At 49.9% G+C, this 23,940-nt stretch carries 16 protein-coding genes; 10 read left to right on the top strand and 6 right to left on the bottom strand.

Annotated features, from left to right (window positions below; translation table 11 throughout):
• Window positions 1–310: 310 nt before the first annotated feature.
• Together HH215_RS16085 and HH215_RS16080 are read right to left on the bottom strand one after the other, a co-directional pair.
• A complete protein-coding gene (locus HH215_RS16085) occupies window positions 311–1,885 on the bottom strand; it encodes a catalase (RefSeq protein ID WP_174887622.1) in 1,575 nt (524 codons plus the stop codon).
• Window positions 1,886–2,049: 164 nt separating this feature from the next.
• A complete protein-coding gene (locus HH215_RS16080) occupies window positions 2,050–2,181 on the bottom strand; it encodes a sporulation protein YjcZ (RefSeq protein ID WP_169280826.1) in 132 nt (43 codons plus the stop codon).
• A 495-nt stretch (window positions 2,182–2,676) separates the two neighbouring features.
• On the opposite strand from HH215_RS16080, the gene htpG reads away from it, so the two are divergent.
• The 10 genes from htpG (at window position 2,677) to HH215_RS16030 (ending at window position 16,778) form a co-directional block, all read left to right on the top strand.
• Window positions 2,677–4,557: a molecular chaperone HtpG gene (htpG, locus tag HH215_RS16075; protein ID WP_169280825.1), complete on the top strand. Its 1,881-nt coding sequence runs from the start codon at window positions 2,677–2,679 to the stop codon at window positions 4,555–4,557.
• Window positions 4,558–4,705: 148 nt separating this feature from the next.
• On the top strand, window positions 4,706–7,078 hold the full coding sequence (locus tag HH215_RS16070; protein ID WP_169280824.1) for an alpha-L-rhamnosidase-related protein: 2,373 nt from the start codon (window positions 4,706–4,708) through the stop codon (window positions 7,076–7,078).
• Between the two features lie 90 nt (window positions 7,079–7,168).
• The gene (locus HH215_RS16065) at window positions 7,169–8,848 is read left to right on the top strand and encodes an ABC transporter substrate-binding protein (protein ID WP_169280823.1); all 1,680 of its coding nucleotides are present in this window, start codon (window positions 7,169–7,171) and stop codon (window positions 8,846–8,848) included.
• 93 nt (window positions 8,849–8,941) lie between these two features.
• A complete protein-coding gene (locus HH215_RS16060; protein WP_169280822.1) occupies window positions 8,942–10,858 on the top strand; it encodes an ABC transporter permease subunit in 1,917 nt (638 codons plus the stop codon).
• An 18-nt stretch (window positions 10,859–10,876) separates the two neighbouring features.
• A complete protein-coding gene (locus tag HH215_RS16055) occupies window positions 10,877–11,767 on the top strand; it encodes a carbohydrate ABC transporter permease (RefSeq protein WP_254450505.1) in 891 nt (296 codons plus the stop codon).
• Window positions 11,768–11,905: 138 nt separating this feature from the next.
• Entirely contained in the window at window positions 11,906–13,012 is a 1,107-nt protein-coding gene (locus tag HH215_RS16050) for a substrate-binding domain-containing protein (RefSeq protein ID WP_169280821.1), read from the top strand.
• Between the two features lie 186 nt (window positions 13,013–13,198).
• The gene (locus HH215_RS16045; protein ID WP_169280820.1) at window positions 13,199–14,197 is read left to right on the top strand and encodes a hypothetical protein; all 999 of its coding nucleotides are present in this window, start codon (window positions 13,199–13,201) and stop codon (window positions 14,195–14,197) included.
• 175 nt (window positions 14,198–14,372) lie between these two features.
• On the top strand, window positions 14,373–15,596 hold the full coding sequence (locus HH215_RS16040) for an amidohydrolase family protein (RefSeq protein WP_169280819.1): 1,224 nt from the start codon (window positions 14,373–14,375) through the stop codon (window positions 15,594–15,596).
• Window positions 15,597–15,813: 217 nt separating this feature from the next.
• Window positions 15,814–16,227, top strand: a complete 414-nt coding sequence (locus HH215_RS16035; protein WP_254450504.1) for a DUF6855 family protein — start codon at window positions 15,814–15,816, stop codon at window positions 16,225–16,227.
• Window positions 16,228–16,313: 86 nt separating this feature from the next.
• Window positions 16,314–16,778, top strand: a complete 465-nt coding sequence (locus HH215_RS16030) for a YdeI/OmpD-associated family protein (protein ID WP_169280818.1) — start codon at window positions 16,314–16,316, stop codon at window positions 16,776–16,778.
• A gap of 984 nt (window positions 16,779–17,762) precedes the next feature.
• On the opposite strand, the gene lplA is transcribed toward HH215_RS16030, so the two are convergent.
• From lplA to HH215_RS16010, 4 genes are all read right to left on the bottom strand, one after another.
• Window positions 17,763–18,755: a lipoate--protein ligase gene (gene lplA / locus HH215_RS16025; RefSeq protein ID WP_169280817.1), complete on the bottom strand. Its 993-nt coding sequence runs from the start codon at window positions 18,753–18,755 to the stop codon at window positions 17,763–17,765.
• A gap of 139 nt (window positions 18,756–18,894) precedes the next feature.
• The gene (locus tag HH215_RS16020) at window positions 18,895–20,523 is read right to left on the bottom strand and encodes an extracellular solute-binding protein (RefSeq protein ID WP_169280816.1); all 1,629 of its coding nucleotides are present in this window, start codon (window positions 20,521–20,523) and stop codon (window positions 18,895–18,897) included.
• Window positions 20,520–21,998, bottom strand: coding sequence for a response regulator transcription factor (locus tag HH215_RS16015; RefSeq protein WP_169280815.1), 1,479 nt, complete (start codon window positions 21,996–21,998; stop codon window positions 20,520–20,522). The genes HH215_RS16020 and HH215_RS16015 overlap by 4 nt, the downstream gene beginning before the upstream one ends.
• Window positions 21,991–23,808, bottom strand: a complete 1,818-nt coding sequence (locus HH215_RS16010; RefSeq protein WP_169280814.1) for a sensor histidine kinase — start codon at window positions 23,806–23,808, stop codon at window positions 21,991–21,993. The genes HH215_RS16015 and HH215_RS16010 overlap by 8 nt, the downstream gene beginning before the upstream one ends.
• Window positions 23,809–23,940: the final 132 nt, after the last annotated feature.

The following is a 23,940-nucleotide window of genomic DNA, read 5'->3' as shown; positions in this document are numbered from 1 at the left end:
TAACGGAAATCAGTTCCTTTATTCTTACAAAAACTCGACATTATCGCGATTTCATAAGATTTAACGGACCTCAGATCCGGTATTAAACAATCGTACCGGTATTGCAATCCAGATAAAGGAACAGCGTTCCGTTAAGTTGGTTACTCTCGGAGTTTCAGATGTGTAAAATCATGAGACTTCGAACGATTGCAGAATCATACAGGTTAATACCACCTTAAGCAGTAACGAAGTGTCAACGTTATTTACATCATGTAATCCTTGAGGCTCGGGTGGAACAGGAGTCATGCCTGCTCCACCCATTTCCCTAACCTTAATAAGGCTCGGCTTCGTGGCCTTTTCGTACGGCTTGCTCGGGCGCTTTGTCGCCGTCTTTGTTGCCAAGCGGCTTCTGGCTGGATCCGCCCTGGAAAGCATGAGCCAACCCGTCCCGGAGGCGACGTCCGTATTCCTCGTCCGCTTCTTCCGCTAGCGCGATCATCTTATCCTGGATGCGCTTATCGCTCGGAGCGAGATCGCCTACGAGATTGGAAATGAGCTCCGCTCTTTCCCATTCCTCGAATTTACGGTAGGTATCGCCAGCTTGTTTCGTATTGTTGTGACGTTCTATCGTCTCCCGTACGAGCTTACCCTCGATAAGGGGCGTATATTCTGTGCCGGATCGTTCGGCTTCGCGTAATCCGCCTAACGTGGACGGTTCATAGTTGATGTGCGGATTTTGCCCCGGCGCGCGATCGAGCCGATACTGCATTTGCCCGCCGCTTTGATTCGTTGCTACGTGCTTCTTCGGAGCGTTAATCGGCAGTTGCAAATAGTTGGCTCCCACCCGGTGACGCTGCGTGTCGGAATAGGAGAACGTCCGACCCTGAAGCATTTTGTCGTCCGAGAAATCAAGCCCGTCGACCAAGACGCCGGTTCCGAACGCCGCTTGCTCTACCTCGGTGAAATAATCCTCGGGATTTCTGTTCAGCACCATTTTACCGACGGGCAGCCATGGAAATTGATCTTCCGGCCATAGTTTAGTGTCGTCCAGCGGATCGAAATCCAATTCCGGATGCTCGTCGTCGCTCATGAGCTGGACCAACAGCTCCCACTCCGGGTAATCGCCTCGCTCGATCGCCTGATACAGATCCTGCGTCGCATGGTTGAAATTACTCGCCTGAATTTCTCCGGCTTCTTTCTGCGTCAAATTCTTAATGCCTTGTTTCGGCTCCCAATGATATTTGACGAGAACGGCTTCGCCGGATTGGTTCACCCATTTGTACGTATTCACGCCGGAACCCTGCATCATCCGATAGTTGGCCGGAATGCCCCAAGGAGAATATAAGAAAGTGACCATATGGAACGATTCGGGGGAATTGGAGCAGAAGTCGAAAAATCGTTCCCCGTCTTGAATGTTCGTCACGGGATCCGGTTTGAAGGCGTGAACCATATCGGGAAATTTGATCGCGTCGCGGATAAAGAAGATTTTCAGGTTGTTGCCGACCAAGTCCCAGTTGCCGTCCTCCGTATAGAATTTAACGGCAAATCCGCGGGGGTCGCGAAGCGTCTCGGGGGAATGGCCGCCGTGGATAACGGACGAGAATCGAACGAACACGGGCGTCTGCTTTCCTTTATCCTGAAAAATCTTCGCTCGGGTATACTTGGATACCGGATCGTTGCCAGCCGTTCCGTAAGTTTCGAAATAACCGTGTGCACCCGCGCCACGGGCGTGTACGACGCGTTCGGGAATGCGCTCGCGATCGAAATGGCTGATTTTCTCGATGAAATCGTAATTTTCTAACGTCGCCGGACCGCGATTGCCAACGGTTCTCATGTTTTGATTGTTCGTAACGGGGTGGCCTTGCCGATTGGTTAACGTATCCGGGTTCGATGGATCTACTGTCACTTTATAGTCCTCCTAGTTGCATAACTAAATGCTCGATTTCAACTACCCGGTATTTTTCCGCATTTATAGATAAATATTCCTATAATGAACGATTGCTCGATTTAATCCGCAATAGAGAAAAACCCGCAGCTCCGAAGAGTCGCGGGTTTATCGAATCATCCGGATTAGCAATAACCGGCTTTCAAGATGATGACCAGCAGAATGAAGAGTACGAGCACGAACGCAGCGGCTTGCACTCCGCCGCCATAAGGTTTAGCGCAACCATCGTATCCTGCCCCAGCAACAGGGTAACCCATTTGGACTCACCACCTGTTTCCGAAAGTTGTTTTACGATGACAGTATATGTATGGTCGAATGCACTGGCAGTACATTCGCACAGATTGGGCAAGAATCCGCACCCGCACACGCGAATTTCAATCGGTGGGCTAGAACCATCATTTTATTACGTTAGTTACAGTCTAAACGGAGCCCACAGCCCTTATTTTGCTTAAAAAGACACTTTTCGAAATCTAGCGGAAATAGGCGCTCTTATTTAAGTGTTTTCCAACGAAAACACGCCGCGTGAGCATAAATAGAGGGTTCCAGTTCCGTTTACCTTAATACATCCGTTTTCGTCAAAATAACGTCCGGATGAAATTCTAATACGATTTACCATTGCCTGGCGCAATCCGATATTGACATTAAAATCGAGTAGTGATAAAAAATAAGTATTGGCACTCGTTTGATCAGAGTGCTAACGAAGGCGTTCTTACATCCATAATGTTCGATATACCGAGAGGAGATCTATTTTCATGGCCAAGAAACAGTTTAAAGCGGAATCCAAACGTCTGCTGGAGATGATGATTAACTCCATCTACACCCAACGCGAGATCTTCTTAAGGGAGCTAATCTCTAACGCTAGCGACGCGGTAGATAAAATCTATTACAGAGCGTTAACCGACGAGCAACTGGTATTCAACAAAGAAGATTATTACATTAAAGTGACCGCGGATAAGGCAAACAGAACGCTGACGATATCCGATACGGGTATCGGAATGACCAAGGAAGACCTGGAGAACAACCTGGGCATCATCGCGAAGAGCGGTTCGCTGGCGTTCAAGAAGGAGAACGAAGCGCAGGACGGCCATAACATTATCGGACAGTTCGGCGTCGGCTTCTATTCGGCCTTCATGGTGGCGGACGTCGTAACCGTAACGAGCAGAGCGGTAGGCAGCGAAGAGGCTTACAAGTGGGAATCCACGGGCGCTGAAGGCTATACGATCGAAGCGGCAGAGAAGGCAACCGTAGGTACCGAAATCGTGCTGAAGATCAAGCCGAACACGGAAGACGATCAATACGACGAATTTCTGGAGCAATACCGGCTTAAGGCGATCATCAAGAAGTATTCCGACTTTATCCGTTATCCGATCAAGATGGATATTTCGGGCAGCCGGCCCAAGGAAGGCGAAGACAACGAGTTCGAGGAGTACGTGGAAGAGCAAACCGTCAACAGCATGGTGCCGATCTGGCGCAAGAACAAGAGCGAGCTGACGGACGCGGATTACGAAAACTTCTACGCGGAGAAGCGTTACGGCTTCGACAAGCCGCTGAAGCACATTCATCTGAGCGTGGACGGAGCGGTTCGTTACCAAGCGATTCTGTACATTCCGGAAAGCACGCCTTTCGATTATTACACGAAGGAATTCGAGAAGGGGCTCGAGCTGTATTCGAACGGCGTGTTGATCATGGACAAGTGCGCCGACCTGCTTCCGGATTATTTCGGTTTCGTGAAAGGGATGGTCGATTCCGAGGATCTTTCCTTGAACATCTCCAGGGAGATGCTGCAGCATGACCGTCAGCTTAAACAAATCGCGAAGAACATCCAGAGCAAGATCAAGAGCCAATTGCAAAGCTTGCTTAAAGACGAGCGCGAGAAATACGAGAAATTCTACGAGAGCTTCGGTCGCCAACTGAAATTCGGCGTGTATAACGATTACGGCATGCACAAGGACGTGCTTCAAGATCTGCTGATGTTCTACTCCTCCAAAGAGAAGAAGGTCGTTACGCTGGACGAATACGTGTCGCGGATGACCGAAGAGCAGAAATACATCTATTACGCGACCGGGGAGTCGAAAGAACGGATCGAGAAGCTTCCGCAGACCGAGCTCGTGGCGGACAAAGGGTTCGAAATCCTCTACTTGACCGACGACATCGACGAATTCGCGATTAAGATTATCTCAAGTTATAAGGACAAGGAGTTCAAATCGGTATCGAGCGGCGACCTCGGCATCGAAGCGGACGAGAAGGACAAGGAAACCGAAGCCGAAGCGAACGAAAGCAAGGAGCTGTTCGAGGCGATGAAGGCTTTCCTGGGCGATAAAGTGAAGAGCGTCCGGGCGTCCAAGCGGTTGAAGAGCCATCCGGTCTGCTTGACCACCGAAGGCGAGCTTACGATCGAGATGGAGAAAATCTTGAACGCGATGCCGAACAACCCGAACGTGAAAGCCGACAAGGTTCTCGAGATCAACGTGAACCATGCGGTGTTCAAATCGCTGAAGGACGCGCACGGCAACGACGCGGAGAAGCTGAACCTGTACACGAGCTTGCTGTACAATCAAGCGCTGCTGATCGAAGGATTGCCGATCGGAGATCCGGTGGAATTCACGAACGATATTTGCAAAGTTATGGTGTAATCGTTAAGGCCGAAAAAGCCCAACCCCGCTATTGCTGCCGGGGTTGGGCTTTTTTTGCATGTAGACTTTCAAAGTATATTGAAGTAATATTAAGTATACTAAATGACTTATATTACTTATCTAAGAATATGCCGGAGGTACGAAAGCGATGGAGAAGTGGGCAGCGAAGTGGATATGGATACAGGAGCGGGATCGGGGCAACAACCAATATGTTGAAGCTCGTAAAACATTCTCGCTAGACAACCTCCCGGGACGATCGTTGGTGCGAATAACCGCGAATCAAGAATACAAGCTTTACGTCAACGGAATCGAGGTAGGCAGAGGGCCGTCCCCTTGCGATAACGACTCGCAATATTTCGATAGCTACGAGGTTACCTCCTATCTCAGGTTGGGGGCGAACGCGATTGCCGTAACGGCTTACAATTTCGGGACGGATATGATCGTAACGGGACAAAGACAAGGGCCTGGCGGCATGCTCTGTCAGGTTGATCTGTACCAGGAGGCGAATTCGGAACTTCCGGAACGGACGCTCGCAACCGGCGACGATTGGAAGTGCCGGATTTCTCCGCGCTATCGAAGCGATTCTATCCGGATGCACCTGTGGGGCGGTTATCGGGAAATCTACATGACGCATCAAGAGGATGGATGGGAGCAACCGGAATACGACGATCAGGGCTGGGGTTCGGCGTCGGTCGTCGCCGAGGCGAATGCGCCCGACTCGCCTTGGCCGCGACTTCTCGCAAGAGAGATTCCCGCATTGAAGGAATCCTGGGTGCGGCCTACAGCCCTGTTAGGAGAGCAGGCCTACTTAGGCACGATCCGAAATGCCGATTCTTTGTTGGAAGGCGCATGGAAGGATGGAGAAGGGGCGGTCGTTGATGCGTCTAGTCCCGGTTCTTATCCGCAAATGACTTACGATTTCGACAGAGAAGTCGTAGGGTACCCCGGGTTGTCGATCGATGCTCCCGAAGGCGGTATCGTTCACTTGTTCTATGGTGAAGGGTTGGAGTTGGAGTTAACCGATACTTTCGTCCTCAAGAAGGGCGAGAATGTACTCCAAACATTCGGGAGACGGGCGTTTCGTTATCTGAAGATAGCGGTTCAAGCGACGCCGGTGCCTGTAACCGTATCAAGTTTGGAAACGCGATTCGTTCATTATCCGTTCGATGACATCGGAAGCTTCTCGTGCGGCGACGAAAAGCTGAATCGGATATGGGAAGTCGGTAAATATACGACGATCGTGAACAGCCAGAACCATTTCGAGGATTGTCCTTACCGCGAAGGGGCTTTATGGGTTGCGGATGCGGTAGTGATGGCGCGGGTCGTCTATCAAACGTTCGGAGACGCGAGACTAGTAAGGAAAAGCCTGCTTCAATCCGCTCGAATTCAGAACGAAGACGGTTCTATTCCGGGAACGGGACCCGAACGCAATTCCTTTATGCTGCCGGATTTCTGCGCGCATTGGCTTTTCGGCGTTAAAGAGTACTTGGATTATAGCGGAGACCTGGAATTTCTTGCGGAATTGTGGCCAACGATTATGAGGTTAGCGGAATGGTTCGAGAAGCAGGAAGCGGAGGACGGCTTGTTCGCCAACGCGAATCGCGATGGTTGGTGGTGTTTCATCGATTGGTCGGACGATATCGAACGCAACGATAAAGTAACCGCGATCTCTTGTTACTATTATAAATTCCTTAGATTTCTATCCGAGCTGGCACCCCGAATGGGAGAGAAGGAGAGGGCGAAGGCTTTCGAAGCTAAAGCAAACGCCCTGCGCGTTACGATAAGGGAGCTTATGAGAACTTCGGATGGTATTCATTTCGCGGATAGCTTAACGGATAACGGCTTGTCGGACAGCGTCACGGCCCAGACGAATTTCGTTGCGATATGGTCGGGGGTCATGGAGGCGGAAGAAGCGGAGCATTTTATCAGAAACTCTTATCTCGTAAGGAAGCTTCCGCCGATCAAGGGTGCTTTTTTCTACCACATCTTGCTGGAGACGTTATTTGCTTATCCTTTCAGCGAAGAGGCCGTAGAGGAAATACGCTATTTCTGGGGATCGATGCTGGATCGCGGGGCTACGACCTGGTGGGAAACCTTTGATCCTACGTTGCCTAGCTGTACCGTGCCTAGTCCTTATATGGGTCATACGCCAACCTTTATGCAAGCGGCCATTCCTGTCAGCTTCTCGCATGGGTGGGGGGCTTCTCCTACTTATTTGTTAACGCGAGAGATTCTGGGTGTGGACGTATCCAGGCTTGGAGAAGGGAGGTTGGATCTTCGCCCGCGGGCAGTCGGGGAATTGACTTGGGCTAAGGGGGTCGTACCGACTCCGATCGGAAATATCGAGGCTTCTTGGACTCTGTCCGAGGATGGCAAATTCGAATTCGAGGCGCGTATTCCGCAAAGTTTACAGTGGTCGGGGGCATCGTTGAATGACTTGGAAGCCATAGAAGACGAGGGTTATACTAAAATATCCGGAAAGTTCGAAAGTCGCGGGCAAAAATATAGTTGCGTCAGTTAATTTCTTAATATATACTTTGATTTGTAAAGTATACATTAAGTAAGAGTTGAAAGCGCTTTGAACGGAAATTCAAACAAAGGGGAATGTTGAATGAAAAGAAGAGCCTGGATAAAAACGCTACTTTGCTCAACGCTTGTCATCTCCTTGTTGTCCGCTTGCTCGGGCAACAACAGCAACAACTCGGCTAGCACGCCTGCCGACACGCCGGCTCCATCGTCGCAATCGCCTATTGCGACTACTAGCGCAGAACCGAGCCCTGATTCGATTCCTCAATTAACCGGAACGTTGAATATCTCGCTTTCCAATCAATCCCAATCTTTGTGGAACGCGGTCGCCGAAGGTTACATGAAGAAACAGCCCGGCGTTAAAGTAACGGTGGACAATAAACCCGCGCAAGGGTACAAAGAATGGCTGACGGCCCAGTTCGCCGCCGGAACCCCCGACGTGGATCTGGCGACGATCAACGAAGTGGAAGGCCTCCAGAAGGACAAGAAGTTCGTCGACATGTATCCTCTTTTCGATAAGATGAATCCCTATACGGGCAAAGCTTGGAAGGATAGCTTGGATCTCGAAGCGATGGGAGTTAATCTGGATGCCGTCGGCGCGAATGATCACTACTATACTTTGAATTTCGAGTCCGTCCAGATCGTATGGGTATACAATAAAGAAATCTTCGCGAAAGTCGGCGTAACCGAAGCTCCGAAGACATTTAACGAGTTGATCGCGGCGTTCGAGAAGATCAAATCCGCAGGCTTAACGCCGCTGGCGATTGCCGGAGATGCGACTTCGGTATGGAGCGGGCAGGCCGGCTGGCTCGTCAGAATCTACGCCGACCAATATTTGCGCGACTACATTAATGTTACTCGTTCGCAAGAACAGGACTACTCCTTCCTTCCCGGGATGGACGATAATTGGAAGTATGATCTGACTAATCCATACAACGATTCCAATAGTAACGTCACGAAGAATAAGGTTCGCCAATGGAAAGCGATTAAAGATAAAGAAGGCCCATACAAGATTGCGGGCAATCCTCAATGGAAAGCTTACGCGGAAAATCTGAAGAAGTTGTTCAGCTTTACGCCTGACGGATTCTTCGGCGTTAACGAGAAGCAGGCTTACAATTTGTTCTTAAGCGGTAAAGCGGCTACGATGATGGGAAGCCCCGCATCTTATTGGCAGCTTCCTAAAGATTTCGCCGAAGCCGAGAAGAACGGCAATGGCGGCGCGGTGAAACCATTCGAATACGGATTCTTCAATATGCCATCAATGGAAGGTCCCGAAGTTATGGCACCGGCTCGTACGATTCAAATTCCTATCGGATTCTACGGACTCGTATCCAAAGACGCAACGCAGAACGAGATCGGCGCAGACTTCTTGATGTACGTAACTAGCCCGGAAGGCTACGGAGTCTATCTGGAAGCGATCCAGAAGAGTACGGATGCGGCATTGTCCGGATCGCCTGCTCTGAAGGACATTACGTTACCCGAAGATATGGCCAAAGCTTTCGCGAACTTCGAGCCGATCGGTAACACGGAAGGATTCTATAGCGCTGCGAATAACTTGGCTCGCGGACTTTGGGATTATCAACCGTCCGTTCAGGACTGGGTGGGTTCCATTCAGAAGTACTTTGCCGGTAAAATCACGGTAGACGACTACTTGAACGATCTGCAAAGCAACGTGGATAAGCATTTCGGAGGCGCGCTTAAAGAATTCAAGTACGAGATGACGGATCTGGATACGCCTGAACGCGAACCGCCAGTGAGAAGCTAGTCGGAGCATTATTCGGTAATGAAGCAGTGAATCAACAAGGCGGATCGCGGTTTCTGCGGTCCGCTCTTTGCGGACGGAAGGGTGGAACGCGACATGAAAAAACGGATATATACCTTTGCTGTCATTTTGATATGGGTATGGCTAACCCCGTCGCTTGTCCATGCCCAAGACCAATGGGCGTTGGAAGACGCGGCGAGTATTAGCTCTATGTCCGTATCCAGGGATGGAAGCCGCATCGCCGTCGGCAGTCTGGCGGCAAGCGCGTTTCTGTTCGATACGGAAGGCAACGAACAATTGCGCGTCGACGCTAAGAATTCCGTAACGGGCGTCAAGTTGCTAGACTCGGGCACGCTACTGGTGTCGTCGGACGATCGCCATCTGTACGCCTTCGACCGTGAAGGAAAGTTGCTCTGGGACCGCGGAATGAAGAGATCGGTTAAGGATGTATCCGCCTCCGACGATGGCAAAGTCGTCGCCGTCGCGATACAGAGAAGCGTGGATGTCCTATATATCGATGCTTCGACCGGAGAAGATATTCGTACCGTGCCGATCGGCGTAACGACGCAGGAAGTCGAGGTTTCTCCTAACGGAGCTTGGGTCGTTGCGGCAGCTACCGATCAATATGCGCACATCCTGAATGCCGAAGGCGCCAGAACGGGTAAAATCGGAGCCGGCGGCAAGATCGCCGCGGTAGCGATATCCGATGACGGGGATGTCGCGATCGGTACATCGGGGTCGAAGATCGAACTTTACGATAAGGAAGGCAAGCGGATTCGCGTGTTGTCCGTGAAGGATGACGTTATGGATGTAGCGTTGTCCGTTGATGGCGAGTTGATCGCGGCAGCCGATTTTTCGGGCAACTTCTATGTTTTTAATCGCGAGGGCAAGCAGTTATGGGAAACCCGGGGGGAAAGCGCCGGACGAGTAGTCGAGTTCAGCAAGGACTCGTTAACCTTGTACGGCGGGACGGATAAAGGCTACGTTCATCAATACGATGTCGCGTCCGCGGTCAAGGGAGCGGAGAAGCAAGCTCTCGTGAATAAGCTTATCGTTATCGCGCTCTGCGTGCTCGTAGTTGCCGCAATAGCGGCGATTCTTTTCGCGATGAAGAGAAAGAAGAAGTTGGGCGTGTTCGTTAAAGTATGGCGCTCGAAGTATATTTATTTGTGCTTGTTGCCCGCATTCGGATTATTGATCGTGTTCTTGTATGTCCCCGCGATGTCGGGACTGTATCATTCTTTATACGACTGGAATCCGGGCGGAAGATCCGTATTCATCGGTCTGGACAATTTCAATAGAATCTTTCATGATCCATACGTAACCAAGGGAATCGGCAATCTCGGCATTCTCATCGTTACGGGATTAATCAAGGCGATATTGCCTCCGTTAATCGTAGCTGAATTGATCTATCATCTGAAAAGCAAGAAAATGCAATACGGTTTCCGTACGGCATTCGTTGCGTCCATGGTTATTCCGGTCGTCGCGATGCTGCTGATCTGGCAGAACCTTTATGATCCCAATGTCGGTCTGGTCAATAATTTGCTCGAGTTGCTGGGACTCGGTTCCTGGACGCATGGTTGGCTGGGCGATCCGAAGACCGCATTGTGGGCCATTATTTTCATAGGCTTTCCGTTCGTCGGCATTTTACAGTTACTGGTTCTCTATTCGGGGTTGCTTTCGATTCCGAACGAATTGATCGAAGCGGCCAAGATGGACGGAGCGAAGCTGTCGCGAATTATTCGTTCGATACACTTGCCGCTGTTGTCGGGCCAATTCAAGTTTTTGATCATTCTGAGTTTGATCGGCATTATTCAGGATTTTAACGCGATACTCATCATAACGGGCGGAGGTCCGATGGATTCGACTTACGTTCCGGCGTTGCAAATGTACTACGCGGCGACGAAGTTCGACGATCTCGGATACGCATCCGCGCTTGGCGTAATGATGTTCCTGGTCATATTGGCCATTACGATCGTTAATATGAAGGTGTTAAAAACGAATGAGGACTAAAGGGAGGGAGCGGCGTCGATGACACAAAAGACGAATGCGGCGAAACCGGCAACCATGCCTCCCGCAAGCAGAGGGAGAAACAGTATGCCGTGGCCCGCGATTAACCAAACCGTTATCGCTATTATCCTAAGCGTACTGGTACTGTTGACGTTGGTTCCTATTCTATTCATGGTTGTCAGTTCATTGAAGAACAACTCCCAAATCTTAAGCAGCTTCTGGTCGCTGCCTTCTCCCGCGTTGTGGGAAAATTATAGCTCGGGATTCGCGAAAATATGGAGGTACATGTTCAATACCGTTCTCTATGCGGCAAGCGCGAGCGTTCTCGTCATGGCGTTATCCGCGGTTTCCGGCTATATTTTCGCCAAGAAGTCTTTTCCCGGGAAAGAAACGTTGTTCTTGCTCATGCTGGCCATGATGATGATTCCAAGCGTACTGACGCTCATTCCCGCGTACGTGTTGTACGAGAATATGGGCTTGACCAATACGCCGTGGGCTATTCTGATTGCCAGCGCGGCGGGCGGTCAAGTGTTCGGAACTTTCCTGTGCCGAAGCTCGATGGCCGGAATTCCCGACGAAATGTTCGAAGCCTCGAGGATGGACGGAGCATCGGAAATGACCGTGTTCTTACGCATGGTGCTGCCGCTCTCGTTACCCATACTCGCGACCTTGTTCATCATGCATTCCGTAGGGGTTTACAATGATTACGTTTGGCCGTTGCTGACGATTCGAGATAGCTCCATTCAAGTCATCTCCGTCGGATTGACGACGGCATTCAATAAGTTCGGGATGGTCGAGATGGGTCCGCAATTCGCGGCTTATGCGATATCTTCTATTCCGCTCGTTCTCACTTTCGCTTTCGGCATGAAATATTACATCCAAGGGGTGACCCAAGGAGCGCTGAAAATGTAAGCTGATCTTCGGCCTTGCAAAAAATAATTAGCCCACAGTTACCGGACGAGGTAAGTGCGGGCTATTGTTTTATCGACATCTTGCGCGGTTTTATCCCTTAAAGTATACTTAAGATCAGAATTCAGAGGTGATAATCGCATGTCGGACAAATCGGTTCCGATGTATCAACATATTATTGATGACATGAAGCTCAGAATTAAGAACGGAGAGTTCGAGCTGGACAAGCCGATTCCCAACCAGATCGACTTGGCGAAAATGTACAATACGAGCGAGATCACCTCGCGTCGCGCATTGGCTGAGCTGGCGAACGAAGGAATTATTTTCCGTATTCGGGGCAAGGGTAGCTTCATCAAAGACGAAGAGTCGGAGCAAACGGGTCAATCCGCCATTCGCACGGTTTATTTCGTCTATAACGATCTATCCGTCGATGCGTTGAATCGCCGATATTGGAGCGATATGCTGGATACGATGAAAGAGACGTGCGACGAGAACGGGGTTAACTTCTATTTGTGGGCATCCGGTTCCGGAGATCACTATACTTTGCCCGACGATCCTAATGGCGCGTTCGTTCTCGTTACTTCGCAGTTTAACTCGGATCAACCGTACCTGGAAGCGTGGAAAAACGAGGGCAGGCGCATCGTCACGGTCCAGTTCTATTACCCGCATCTGTCCATTCCTTACGTTATCGCGGATAACTTGACGGGGGGGTTCCTTGCCACCCATCATCTCCTGAGCTTGGGACATAAACGCACGGGAATTATTCTGACCGGGAAATCGATGCTGGATTTGAACCAAGAATTCTCCCTGCGGCTGCAAGGGTATCGGCTCGCCCTGCAACAGCATAAGATTCCGTTTGATTCGGAATTGGTCTGCGTAATGGATGGCTCGAACGAAAGCATAGACATGGGGTACGACGGATTTAAGCAGTTGTACCAGCGTACGGATAATCCGCCTACGGCGATTTTCGTAACTAGCGATCTGAAGGCTATGGGTGCTCTTAAAGCCGCACAGGATGCGGGACTAAGCGTTCCGGACGATATCAGTCTGGTCGGGTACGACGACTTGAGGATCAGTTCCTTCACTTATCCGCATTTGACCACGATCAACCAGAATACGTCTCAGATCGGTCGACGCGCCATCGAGATTTTGCTGAACGAGCTTCCGGAAAATCCGAACGTGCTAGTGAAGGACGAAATCGTGCCTAAGCTGATTGTTAGGGGTACGACAAGAACGGTTAAACAATAAAGCCTCCAATCGTCTAAACATATGGGATCATCGCGATAACCCGCGTCTTATTAACCAGACGGCGGGTTTTTTATTTTATTTTATTTTATTTTATATACCAATAAATGGATGTTTAAAAAGGAAAATAGAGGGATATGTCGTATACGTATAAATTGGAAATCAAAACTAGAGGAGTTGTCTGTACGCATGAAGAAAGTCGTATCCGTATTATTAATGTTAGTAATGGTGCTGGGAAGCGGCAGCTCGGTATTTGCAGCTACGTCTACAGCCCCAAGTAAAGCCCAGTTAGCCGTGATTTCGAAGTATTTGACCGCCGTCGAGACAGGGGATATGGCGCTGATCAAGAAGATTTTGCACCCGTCGATCAAAGTGACCGCTACGTCCGTCGAGACGTTTAATGGGATCAGAAGCTTCATCAAGGAAAATGACGGCTACTTTAAGCATTTTAATTTGAATATTACGAAATACGGTAACGTATCCAAAACTCTCGGCCAGGGTTTCAAGCTGAAGGGGTACTTGTTAGCCGCTACTTCCGAAGGATTTGCGGTGAACGACTATACGGTTTATGTCTATCTGCTTAATTCCAAAGGCGCGGTTAAATTCGTTACCGAGAAACAGGGAAACAGCACGGTGATCGAAGACGTGGATTCCCTGTCCGATAAAGTGCAAACCAAGCTAAGTACTTTGCTAACGGATAAGTACGGGGAAGATTATTTCGATAATCTGGCGGCTGCGGACGATAGCGGAATCGATTTGGAGGAAGAAGGCTCGGATATCGACGTCGAGGGTTCGTCAGGCAACGCCGGCGATTACTTAACGACGGAAGATCTGTTGGATTCGGGCATGTTGACTTACGAAGAATTAAAGTATTCGAACGGCAAGTTCACGAATAAGAAGCAATTTTTCTCGCAGATCGTCATTTCCGATTCGAACGCTACCCAAGTCACCTTCAAATTCACGAACACGGGCACATCCGATCTCAACGTTACGGCGGAAGGTTCGGGGGAAGACGAAGTTAGGGTGAACGCCGGAGCGACGAAGACGATTACTTTCGAATCCGATCCGGAAGATTCGCATTTGTTCATCATTCGGTTCGATAAATTGTACGACACGACTAAAAGCTCCGACGGCGACATCGGATTTACGCTATCGGATTTGAAGGTCTACCCAGGCGATGAGGCGTAGATAACGCACATGTATCTATGAGTCGTCCACAAGCTTCCCGATTATGGGAGGCTTTTTCATTTTCAAGCTACGTAAATTATCGGATAGATCTTGAAGGGAACTGCAGTTGAACGGCGTACGCTTCTTGTTATATGCTGAGGTAGGAAACGGCCAAGCAGGAAGAGGAGAGACAAACATGAACCCGACATCACATTGGTTGAGTAACGTTCGACTGGAAACCGGATTTCAATACGAGAACGGCAAAGTGGCGGGAACGGAAACCCGTATCGCGCATCTTCTAATTACCGATGGGAAGATTGCCGAGATAACTTTCGAAGCGATACCGTCGGAGGACAAGCTCCCGAAACGGGATGCCAAAGGCTGTTTAATGCTCCCTTCCTTTAAGGATATGCACATTCATCTTGATAAAACGTATTTTGGAGGGCCTTGGAAGGCAGTTCGGCCGGCGAGCAGTATTTTCGATCGGATCGATGAAGAGAAGCGACTGCTCCTTGAACTTATGCCCGTTGCCGCCGAGAGGGCGGAGAAAATCTTGGAATTGTTGCTCGGATTCGGATCGACCCATGTACGCGGACACGTCAACATAGAGCCGACCAGCGGGATGAAAGGGTTAGAGTCTACCCTAAGAGCGTTGGAGAAGTATAAGGGGAAGATCAGCAATGAAATCGTCGCATTTCCGCAACATGGTTTATTGCACTCGCAGTCATCGAGTTTAGTCAGGGAAGCGATGCGAATGGGGGCAACGATCGTAGGCGGACTTGATCCGACTGCGGTTGACGGGAATATGGAGCGTTCGTTGGATGAGATGATGGACATTGCGATCGATACGAATTCGGGAGTAGATATTCATCTTCATGAGCAAGGGCAGTCCGGAATGTCGGCAATGAGAAAGCTTGCCGATATGACGATCGAAGCGGGATGGCAAGGAAGGGTGACCGTTAGCCATGCTTTCGGATTCGCCAGCGCATCCGCCGAGGAAGCAGAGCAACTCGCCGAACGGTTCGCCGAAGCCGGAATCTCGATCGCATCGACCGTTCCGATCGGACGCTCGATGATGCCGATTCCGATGCTTCATAGCAAAGGCGTGAAGGTGGAGCTCGGAACGGACAGTTTGACCGATCACTGGTCTCCGTTCGGGAACGGGGATAATCTGGAGAAGGCCGGACGGTTGGCGGAATTGTACGGATATTCCGACGAATGGTCGTTATCCCGTTCGCTCAGATTTATAACAGGCGGCCTGCTGCCAATGAACGACGAGGGAGAACGATTATGGCCGGCAGTGGGCGATATGGCGTCCGGCGTGCTTGTTCATGCGAGTTGTTCCGCGGAAGCGGTAGCGAGAAGAGCGACTCGGCAAGCCGTTTTGCATCATGGCGCCGTCGTGTCCGGGGCGATTTAGTCTAAGGATAAGTGGGGGATCAAGAGAAGGAGTAGGGACGGGAACGGGAACGGGAGCGGGAGCGGGAGGAGGGCAGGAATAGAGAACGCAGCAGGAGTTGGAATGGAAACCGTAATAAGGATCGGAGCAGGATTTGGAGTTGGAGTAGGAACAGGAGGATGAGCGGGGATAGGAATAAGTATAGGAATAGGTATAGGAATAGGAATGGGAAATGGGGATGAAAATGACAGTGGAAAAAGGCACGAAAGAAAACCCGTGGCAACTGAAAACGCCGCCTCAATCTTCCGAGTTTGAAATGTACAAAACCGAGAAAGACGGGAAAGAGATATTGGTTTGTACCGTCGGCAAAACCGTTCTGCATTATGAATATAGATGCCTCGCCGACTTGCATCGAATGCTGAAAGAGCATGGGGACTGGATGGAGCTTGGTAGCGCGGATGAACAGAAACCGGTTAAAGAAGGCACCGTGGAAGCTTGGGGACGTTCGGAAGCCAACCCGGTCGGCGGGTGGTATGGTTTGAAAAAAGGATTCAGAGGAAGGTTCGGAATGTACATCCCTCCGTTAATGGAAGAGTTGGGGTTAGCGGAAGTCGAGCACAATCCGAGGAACAATCGGATGAGAGCGATTTAAGATTGGGATATGCGGAAACGCGATTCGATTACCATGAAAGCGATAGGTAAGAGATTTAGATGATAAGGCGAACGGAGGGGTGGAGAATGAAAGAATTCGATGCCATGTTAGTCAGACCGGAAGGGACGGGGACTTGGACTTTCCTTCGGGTTCCATTCAGCGCGGAAGAAGTTTACGGTTGTCGTGCAAACGTGAAAGTGCGGGGGGAATTGAACGGAATCGACTATAGAGGCTCTTTAATGCCCGATGGAACGGGCAAACACTATATGGTCGTGAACAAAGCTTTACGCGATGCTGCGAACGCGACTGCCGGAACGGTCGTTCATGTGGTGATGGAGCTTGATACCGACGCAAGGACGGTCGATGTCCCTGACGATTTTCTATCGGTACTCGAAGGAAATGCGGAAGCATTCGCATTTTTCAACGATCTTGCCTACTCCTATCAGAAGGAATACGTATCGTGGATCGAATCGGCCAAAAAGCCGGAAACTCGGCAAGCCCGAATCGCCAAATCCATCGTTCTCCTAGCAGAGGGCAAGAAACTGAAGTAACCTCTAAGGAGCTTTGCCACGCCATAGTCGGAAATATCGACTATAGCGCGGCAAAGCCAACCAACCCCGCTCTCATAGTCGGAAAAACCGACTATGGCGAGGCAAAACTAACCAAACCTGCTCTCATAGTCGGAAAACCGACTATGGCGAGGCAAAGCCACCCAATCGTGCTCTCATTGTCGCAAAACGCGACAATGGCGATGCAAACCCGACCAACCCTGCTCTCATTGTCGCAAAACGCGACAATGGCGAGGTCAAACTAACCAACTCTGCTCTCATTGTCGCAAAACGCGACAATGGCGAGGCAAACCCGACCAATCCTGCTCTCATTGTCGCAAAACGCAACAATGGCGAGGCAAACCCGACCAACCCTGCTCTCATTGTCGCAAAACGCGACAATGGCGAGGTCAAACTAACCAACTCTGCTCTCATTGTCGCAAAACGCAACAATGGCGAGGCAAACCCGACCAACCCTGCTCTCATTGTCGCAAAACACGACAATGGCGAGGTCAAACTAACCAACTCTGCTCTCATTGTCGCAAAACGCGACAATGGTGAGGCAAACCCGACCAACCCCTCTTTCATTGTCGCAAAACGCGACAATGGTGAGGGAAACCCCGCTGGGCGGGTCACTAAATACGCTCGGAGTACCGAATTGTTCGATACCGAGGAAAAGTGTGCTACAAGCCGTTGGTAGCGGTCTAATTGGTCGGATATCGAGGAAAAGTGTGCTGCAAGCCGCTAAGAACGGTCTAATTGGTCCGATTCAGAGGAAAAGTATGCTGTAAGCAGCTGAGAGCGGTCTAATTTGTCTGATTCAAAGGAAACGTGTGCTGCAAGCCTCTGAGAACGGTCTAATTGGTCGGATGTCGAGGAACATGTGCTTGTAGTATCAACCGAGCCCCCGCACCGCGACCCAGTTACCCTCGCGCGGTGCGGCGTTGCAAGGCGGTGGTGGACCTTATCCACCACCAACCTCACACCCTAAAGCATCAATTCCAACCACTGTTCCTTCGTCACTGGGCCGCAATAGAACGGCAGGTCGATGCTGTCCAGCAATTCGCTCAGAGCCTGAGTTTCGTAGCGCACGCCCACAAATTTAGCGGCCAATTCGCCGATGTCGCCTCTGCCGAAGAAATCGCCGTAGATCGTTGCGACTGCGATAACGCCATCTTCGACTTGAAGGCGAACGTCGAAGGTTCCCGCACCTTCGATTCGCTTCGTTTGGCGCACGTTAAATGCGGGCGAACGGCCGTAATTCCATTCCCAGCTCCGGTAACGTTCATCCGCCAGCTTGCGAACGTTATCCCAATCTTGCTCGCTCAGCTCATAATAAGGTATATCTTTCTCCCCCTCGAATAACGAGGTCAGCAAGCTAGTCTTGAATTGCTCGATCGTCATCGGCTCAGCCAGAAACTCCGAAATGTTAGCGACTCTGCTGCGGATCGACTTCGTTGCTTTGGAGACGTATTTCTCGGCGTTCGCTTTCAGCGCGGAAACGACGTTCTCCATCTCCGAATCGAACAGGAGCGTTCCGTGGCTGAACATTTTCCCCCGCGTGGAGAACTGAGCGTTGCCGGATATTTTGCGTTCGCCGACTTGCAAGTCGTTGCGTCCCGTCAATTCCGCTTCCACTCCGAGCTTGCGAAGAGCTTGGACTACGGGCGCGGTGAATTTTTTGAAGTTATGGAACGACTGGCCGTCATCCTTCATAATGAAGCTGAAATTCAAGTTGCCGAGATCGTGGTAGACCGCGCCGCCTCCCGACAGCCTGCGAACAATGTGAATGCCGTTCTCCTCCACGTACTCCGCGTTGATTTCTTCCACGGTGTTCTGGTTTTTGCCGATGATGATCGACGGTTCATTAATATAGAACAACAAGTAGTCGTCGGTATCGGGCAACGAACGCAATATATATTCCTCAAGAGCCAAATTTAGCGATGGATCGGTGATGTTACGGTTGCTGATAAAGCGCATGATGGTTTCCTCCGATTGCTGTATTTCGAACGGGCTTTTCGCCAGCCTTCCTCCTATTTTACATGTCAATAATCCATATTTGAATAACTAGCGTCCATTTACGTTTGCCAATTCAATTTTCCTAAGCATTAGCATTCAACTATTCAATGCCCATCTCCTTAGCCTTAGCATTCACTTCCTCGATCATTCTATCGAGTCCCTTAGCCTTATAACCGTCAATGATATCCTGCCAGATCACCTCGACCGGTAGTTTGCTGATCATCACTCTGACCATGTCGTCGCTGTCGAAGATCGTGAAGCTGTCTTTAGTCGGAGTGGACATTTTTGTTAAGCGAATATCGTAATCCTGTTTGACCGTCATTTTCATGGAGTAATCGATCAGTTCCCGTTGGGCTTCGTGAGCGGCGGGCGAAATCCCCGCAAACTCGGGATTCAGCTTAAACATACCGTCCCAATGCAGCAGATTAGCGAGCGAGGAGAAAGGTTTGTATTTCGTCAGCACGCTCTGCGAAGGATCGATGACCGTAATTTTATCGTCGATTTTGGTGTAATCCACGTCCTTCAATCCGAAACGTCTCATCTCCAGAAATTCGGGCGAGTTCATATAGTCGAACAATTGCAAAATCCGCTCCATTTTCTTGGCATCGACTTTCGAGGAAATGTAGCTTTCGGACCAGAACGTTTTGAAGATCGCATGATACCGGTTACCGTCCATCGCTTTCAAGGGCTTCAGAATTTTGACTTTATCGTAAAAAGCGTTCTCGTCGGGATGGAGCTTCAGCCAACGTTCCTTGTAAATGTTAATATCGACCGCTTGCATCGAACCGCCTGCCGTAATTAAAGCGGCTGCTTCGCCTTGGGCGAACTTGTCTCTTCCCATATCGCCACGCGTAACCGGCAGATCGGGATCGATCAATCCCGAGGTATAGAAATCTCTAAGCAATTTCAAAGATTCGATCGAGTGTTTGGAGAAAACCGCGGGAATATATTTTCCGTCCTCCTTGATCCATTTGAAGTCGCTTCCGCTTCCATCGCTTGTTGCCGCCGGAGAGCTGTACAGCCAGAACAGCCCGCCGAGCAACAAATTGCCTACGCTAGTCAGTCCGGTAATTTTCTTATTTTCGGGATCGTTGTCGACGATAGCCTTCAGCAGCGCCCTGAATTCTTCCCACGTCTCGGGCTCCTTCGTTATGCCTGCTTGCTGAGCAAGATCCCATCTGTAGATGACGATTCGATCCAAGACATTATAATCGGTGCTATCGAACGTTTGGCGCGGAATAAAATAAAGCTTGCCGTCGTCCTTAAGGTCCTGCAGATCCGGAAAATCCAAATATTGTTCGAGGTAAGGGTAAGCGGACAGATCGCTCGGCAACGATTGGATGACGCCGCGATCCCGCCAATTTCGATAATATTGGGAATTCACCGCATCTACGGAAAAAATATCGGGAAGCTGGCCCGATGAAGCCCACATCTGAATTTGTTGCACGTAGTTAGCTACCCCGATCGGTACGGGTTTGATCGTAATGTTAAGCTTCTGCTCCAGTTGTTCGACTAACGGATCGTAGCTCGTCATATTTTCCGCCAGGTCCCACAACGCGACCGATATTTCCATATGCTCGGATTGTCTCTGCATTTCATTCGGAGTTAACGCTTTGGTCGTTTGATCCGGACGAGGCTCGGAACGGCTGCAGCTTAGCGTCATGGTAGAGAGGAGCACGATCGCCAAGAGAGCGGGCAGAAGCTTCATCTTCATCTTGGTCCTATTCACATTCGTTCCTCCAGACGTAGCTTAAGATGAGCTTTGCCGCCCATTCCTTGCTTGTCTTTATTCCGATATTGTTTGGGCGTCTGCTGCGTATGTCTTTTGAACGTTCTAATGAAGTAAAAATAATCCCTGAATCCGATGTTCTCCGCGATTTCTCCGATGGATAGGCCCGTCGTTTGGAGCAAGCTTTTGGCTTCCTGCAAGCGTACTTTCGTGACATACTCCGTGAACGTAACCTCGAGCTCCCGCTTGAACAGCTGACTGAGATAATTGGGGTTCAAATAGAAGCTTTTCGATATGCTCTGGATGGAAATATCGCTTTTGTAGTTTTCGTTTATATATTTCAGGACTTCCCTTAGGCTGGCATTCGTCGTCTTGTTTTCCGTTTGCTCCTCCGGGGGCTTGTCGATATCGATCAGGAAATCCTTCAAGCTCTCGATCATCGACTCGAAGCTATGGAACAGGTGGTAGAGCTGCTCTTTGCTGAAAATATAATCCTCTTCCGGCGTATTAGAAGGGTCCGCCGATGCGTGGAAATACACTAGGTTATAGATTTTAAGCGCGTGAAGGATGCTTAGGCATTGCCTGTTCTCCGATTCGAGCATCTCGTCAAGCGTAGCTCGCAATAGACGAGAGTCCTTCTTGGCGATCGCTTTTTCGAGCTGTTTCAGCAATTGATTCGCCCTGATTTCATTGGATTGTTCCGGATCGACGAAGATATCCTTACGGCCGTGAATGAAGAAATCCCAAGCTTTGAGAGTAGCCTTCTCCATGGCTTTCATAATCCCGTTCATATCGAGTTCCGCTTGAGCGATTCCGATCCCCAGAGTTCCCTCTGGAAGAGGAGAGGCTACCGTGCTTGCGATCGATTCCCGGTTAAGGCTTTGAACGATATAGCTGCTTTTGGCGCTGCCGACATGGATGGCGATAGATCTCGCGTTCTCGGTAATGATCGGTTTTCCTTTGCCGAGAGTAACGACGACATGAAGGTTGTCGGCGGTAATCCCTTCGTCGGACAATATTTTCTTAAAAGCCGATTGGGTCTGCTCGTTCGGTATTTCTTCGATCAAATCAAGCAGATGCCCCTCGCGCTTGTGCTTGATTTCTTCGATCGCTTTTGCGGCCGTGTGGAGCAGCGTCTCGATTTCATGATCGTCGAACGGTTTGAGGCAATACCCTAATACGCCGTAATTCAATGATTTCTGTACGTAAGCGAACTCGGCATAACCGCTAATGACGATAATTTGAACGGTACTGTCCAGTTCCTTGATTTTTTTAATTAATTCTAAGCCGGAGATCCCAGGCATCCGAATATCCGTGAAGACAACATGAGGCTTCAAATCTTTAACCATCTGCAACGCCTTGACGCCGTTATTGGCTTTCCCTATGACGCTGAAGCCCGACTTCTTCCAATCGATTCCGGCTTCAAGGCTCTTAATGACCAGGTTTTCATCGTCGACCAGCAGTACTTTATGCATGAAAGTCCCCTCCCGGCAAAATAAAGTCTCTAGGCATGGATAACGTGATGCAGGTTCCTTGGCCGAGTGCGCTCTCGAACTTGAGGCCGTAGGCGGAACCGAAAGCTAATCGAAGCCGGTTGTGTACGTTTAAGATTCCGATGCTCCCCTTCTCGGTAAGGTAGCTGCCATTATGGTTAGTCGAGGAGGCCTCGTTCAGAAGTAAACTTTGAATGTCCGCCAATTTCTGTCCGTCAACGCCGGTTCCATCGTCCGTAATTCGGAGTACCAGCGTATCGTCGTCGGCGATTCCGCCGCTTATCGTAAGCATTCCTTTGGTTTCTTTGGGCTCAAGTCCGTGGAAAACGGCATTCTCCACGATCGGTTGCAGAATCATTTTCATAACCGGAACGGATAAGGCCTCTTTCGTGAAATCGTAGGTCACGTCGAAACGTCCTTCGAAGCGGATCAGTTGCAGGAAAACATAGGATTTAACGGCATTCAGCTCTTGCTCAAGCGTGACATACCCGGATCCTTTAATGCTGTAATGAAACAGCTTCCCGAGAGCTTTCGTCATGTCGACGATCTTGTGAACGCCGACCTCGAGCGCGACTCCTTTAATGGACTCCAACGTATTGTACAAAAAGTGAGGATTGATCTGGCTTCGCAAGTAAGCGGACGCCGCCTTTTCCTTCTCGATCTCGGCCTCGAGCAGATGGGTGGTCGTTTCGACGAGCTTATGGGTCAGAACGTTGATTTCCCCCAGCATTCCGTTTAATTTCTCCGCCACGACGGTCATTTCCACGTTTCCTTCGAGCTGCAGGTTCTTCTTCAAATCCCGAATATCGCCTGACTTAATGCTGTTTATAAATCTCACGAGAATCTGTATCGGGTGGAGAATGTTGTTGACGATCATCGCGAAAGGCAATGCCATAAGAACAAGGGCAAGGATTACGATGAGTATGCTTCTCGTGCGAACGGATGCCAATTCGGCAAGAAGCGCTTCCTCCGGGACGAAGCTGAGGACGGAAGCCTGAATCTGATCCAGCTTCTGAATTTGCACGGCGCCTTTAACTCCTCCGACGTAATCCGTTAATCGCTGCCTGTTATCCGGATTGTTGCTTAATGCGCTAATGCTTCGCGCGATATCCGGGGAGTGGGCATCCGGAAACACTTCTCCGTAACGGTCGATCATATAGAAACCTACGCCTGGTTGCGTACTGGAAGTCTCGTTATCGAAATACATGGAAGCGACGTTGGCGATGACGGCAATATATCCGATCTTGATCCCGTCGGTTCCGTCGTTCATGTTGTTGGAGTACATATTCTGGGCGAATACCATGCTGGTCAATAAGTTGTTGCTATAACTGAACTCTTCGAATCCGCTGACGTACACAGTCGAGCTGTCTTGGATTTCCTTCTCCAACTGCTGAACGTAATCGATACCTCCGTTGAGACTGTACCTCGTGCCGTTCGTGCCGATTAAGACGATATCTTCGAACCCTTTCCGGCCGGCTTTAAGCGATATGATCTTGCGGTCCAGTTCCTTTGCCATTTCGTACGAGAGGCTCGGATCGTTCTGCACCATGAACTTCTGCACGGTGGGATCGTATCCGAGGTTAAGCATAATCTGACTGATCTCGTCGACCTTCTGCGAGATTCCGAGCCTGAATTTCCGAATCGTATCTTCCGAATATTGATTATTGTTCTTAATCACGATCTTGGAGGTTTGGGAATACAGGGAGTAAATGATCGCAAGCATGATGACCATGATACATGTAACCGCTATCAAGATTTGCGTTTTGATACGTAGCTTCTTTAGTAGGCCCATGAGAGAATCCCCCGTCTGAACAGTAAGGGACATAACGTTCGCTATACCCTGGTCGTGTGTTTACATTATAGCATCTTCGTTTTTATCATAGGGACTCTAGAACATAGACCTAACTTTTATCCATTTTTATAT

It is taken from the genome of Cohnella herbarum (genome assembly GCF_012849095.1).
In the GTDB taxonomy this organism is placed as follows: domain Bacteria; phylum Bacillota; class Bacilli; order Paenibacillales; family Paenibacillaceae; genus Cohnella; species Cohnella herbarum.
Note: the sequence above shows the minus strand (reverse complement) of the source record. Positions and strands in the feature narration are given on the sequence as shown.

Coding starts and splice junctions, on each gene's coding strand:
- HH215_RS16080 (WP_169280826.1), bottom strand. CDS start 2,181: ATGGGTTACCCTGTTGCTGGGGCAGGATACGATGGTTGCGCTAAACCT.
- htpG (WP_169280825.1), top strand. CDS start 2,677: ATGGCCAAGAAACAGTTTAAAGCGGAATCCAAACGTCTGCTGGAGATG.
- HH215_RS16070 (WP_169280824.1), top strand. CDS start 4,706: ATGGAGAAGTGGGCAGCGAAGTGGATATGGATACAGGAGCGGGATCGG.
- HH215_RS16065 (WP_169280823.1), top strand. CDS start 7,169: ATGAAAAGAAGAGCCTGGATAAAAACGCTACTTTGCTCAACGCTTGTC.
- HH215_RS16060 (WP_169280822.1), top strand. CDS start 8,942: ATGAAAAAACGGATATATACCTTTGCTGTCATTTTGATATGGGTATGG.
- HH215_RS16055 (WP_254450505.1), top strand. CDS start 10,877: ATGACACAAAAGACGAATGCGGCGAAACCGGCAACCATGCCTCCCGCA.
- HH215_RS16050 (WP_169280821.1), top strand. CDS start 11,906: ATGTCGGACAAATCGGTTCCGATGTATCAACATATTATTGATGACATG.
- HH215_RS16045 (WP_169280820.1), top strand. CDS start 13,199: ATGAAGAAAGTCGTATCCGTATTATTAATGTTAGTAATGGTGCTGGGA.
- HH215_RS16040 (WP_169280819.1), top strand. CDS start 14,373: ATGAACCCGACATCACATTGGTTGAGTAACGTTCGACTGGAAACCGGA.
- HH215_RS16035 (WP_254450504.1), top strand. CDS start 15,814: ATGAAAATGACAGTGGAAAAAGGCACGAAAGAAAACCCGTGGCAACTG.
- HH215_RS16030 (WP_169280818.1), top strand. CDS start 16,314: ATGAAAGAATTCGATGCCATGTTAGTCAGACCGGAAGGGACGGGGACT.
- lplA (WP_169280817.1), bottom strand. CDS start 18,755: ATGCGCTTTATCAGCAACCGTAACATCACCGATCCATCGCTAAATTTG.
- HH215_RS16015 (WP_169280815.1), bottom strand. CDS start 21,998: ATGCATAAAGTACTGCTGGTCGACGATGAAAACCTGGTCATTAAGAGC.
- HH215_RS16010 (WP_169280814.1), bottom strand. CDS start 23,808: ATGGGCCTACTAAAGAAGCTACGTATCAAAACGCAAATCTTGATAGCG.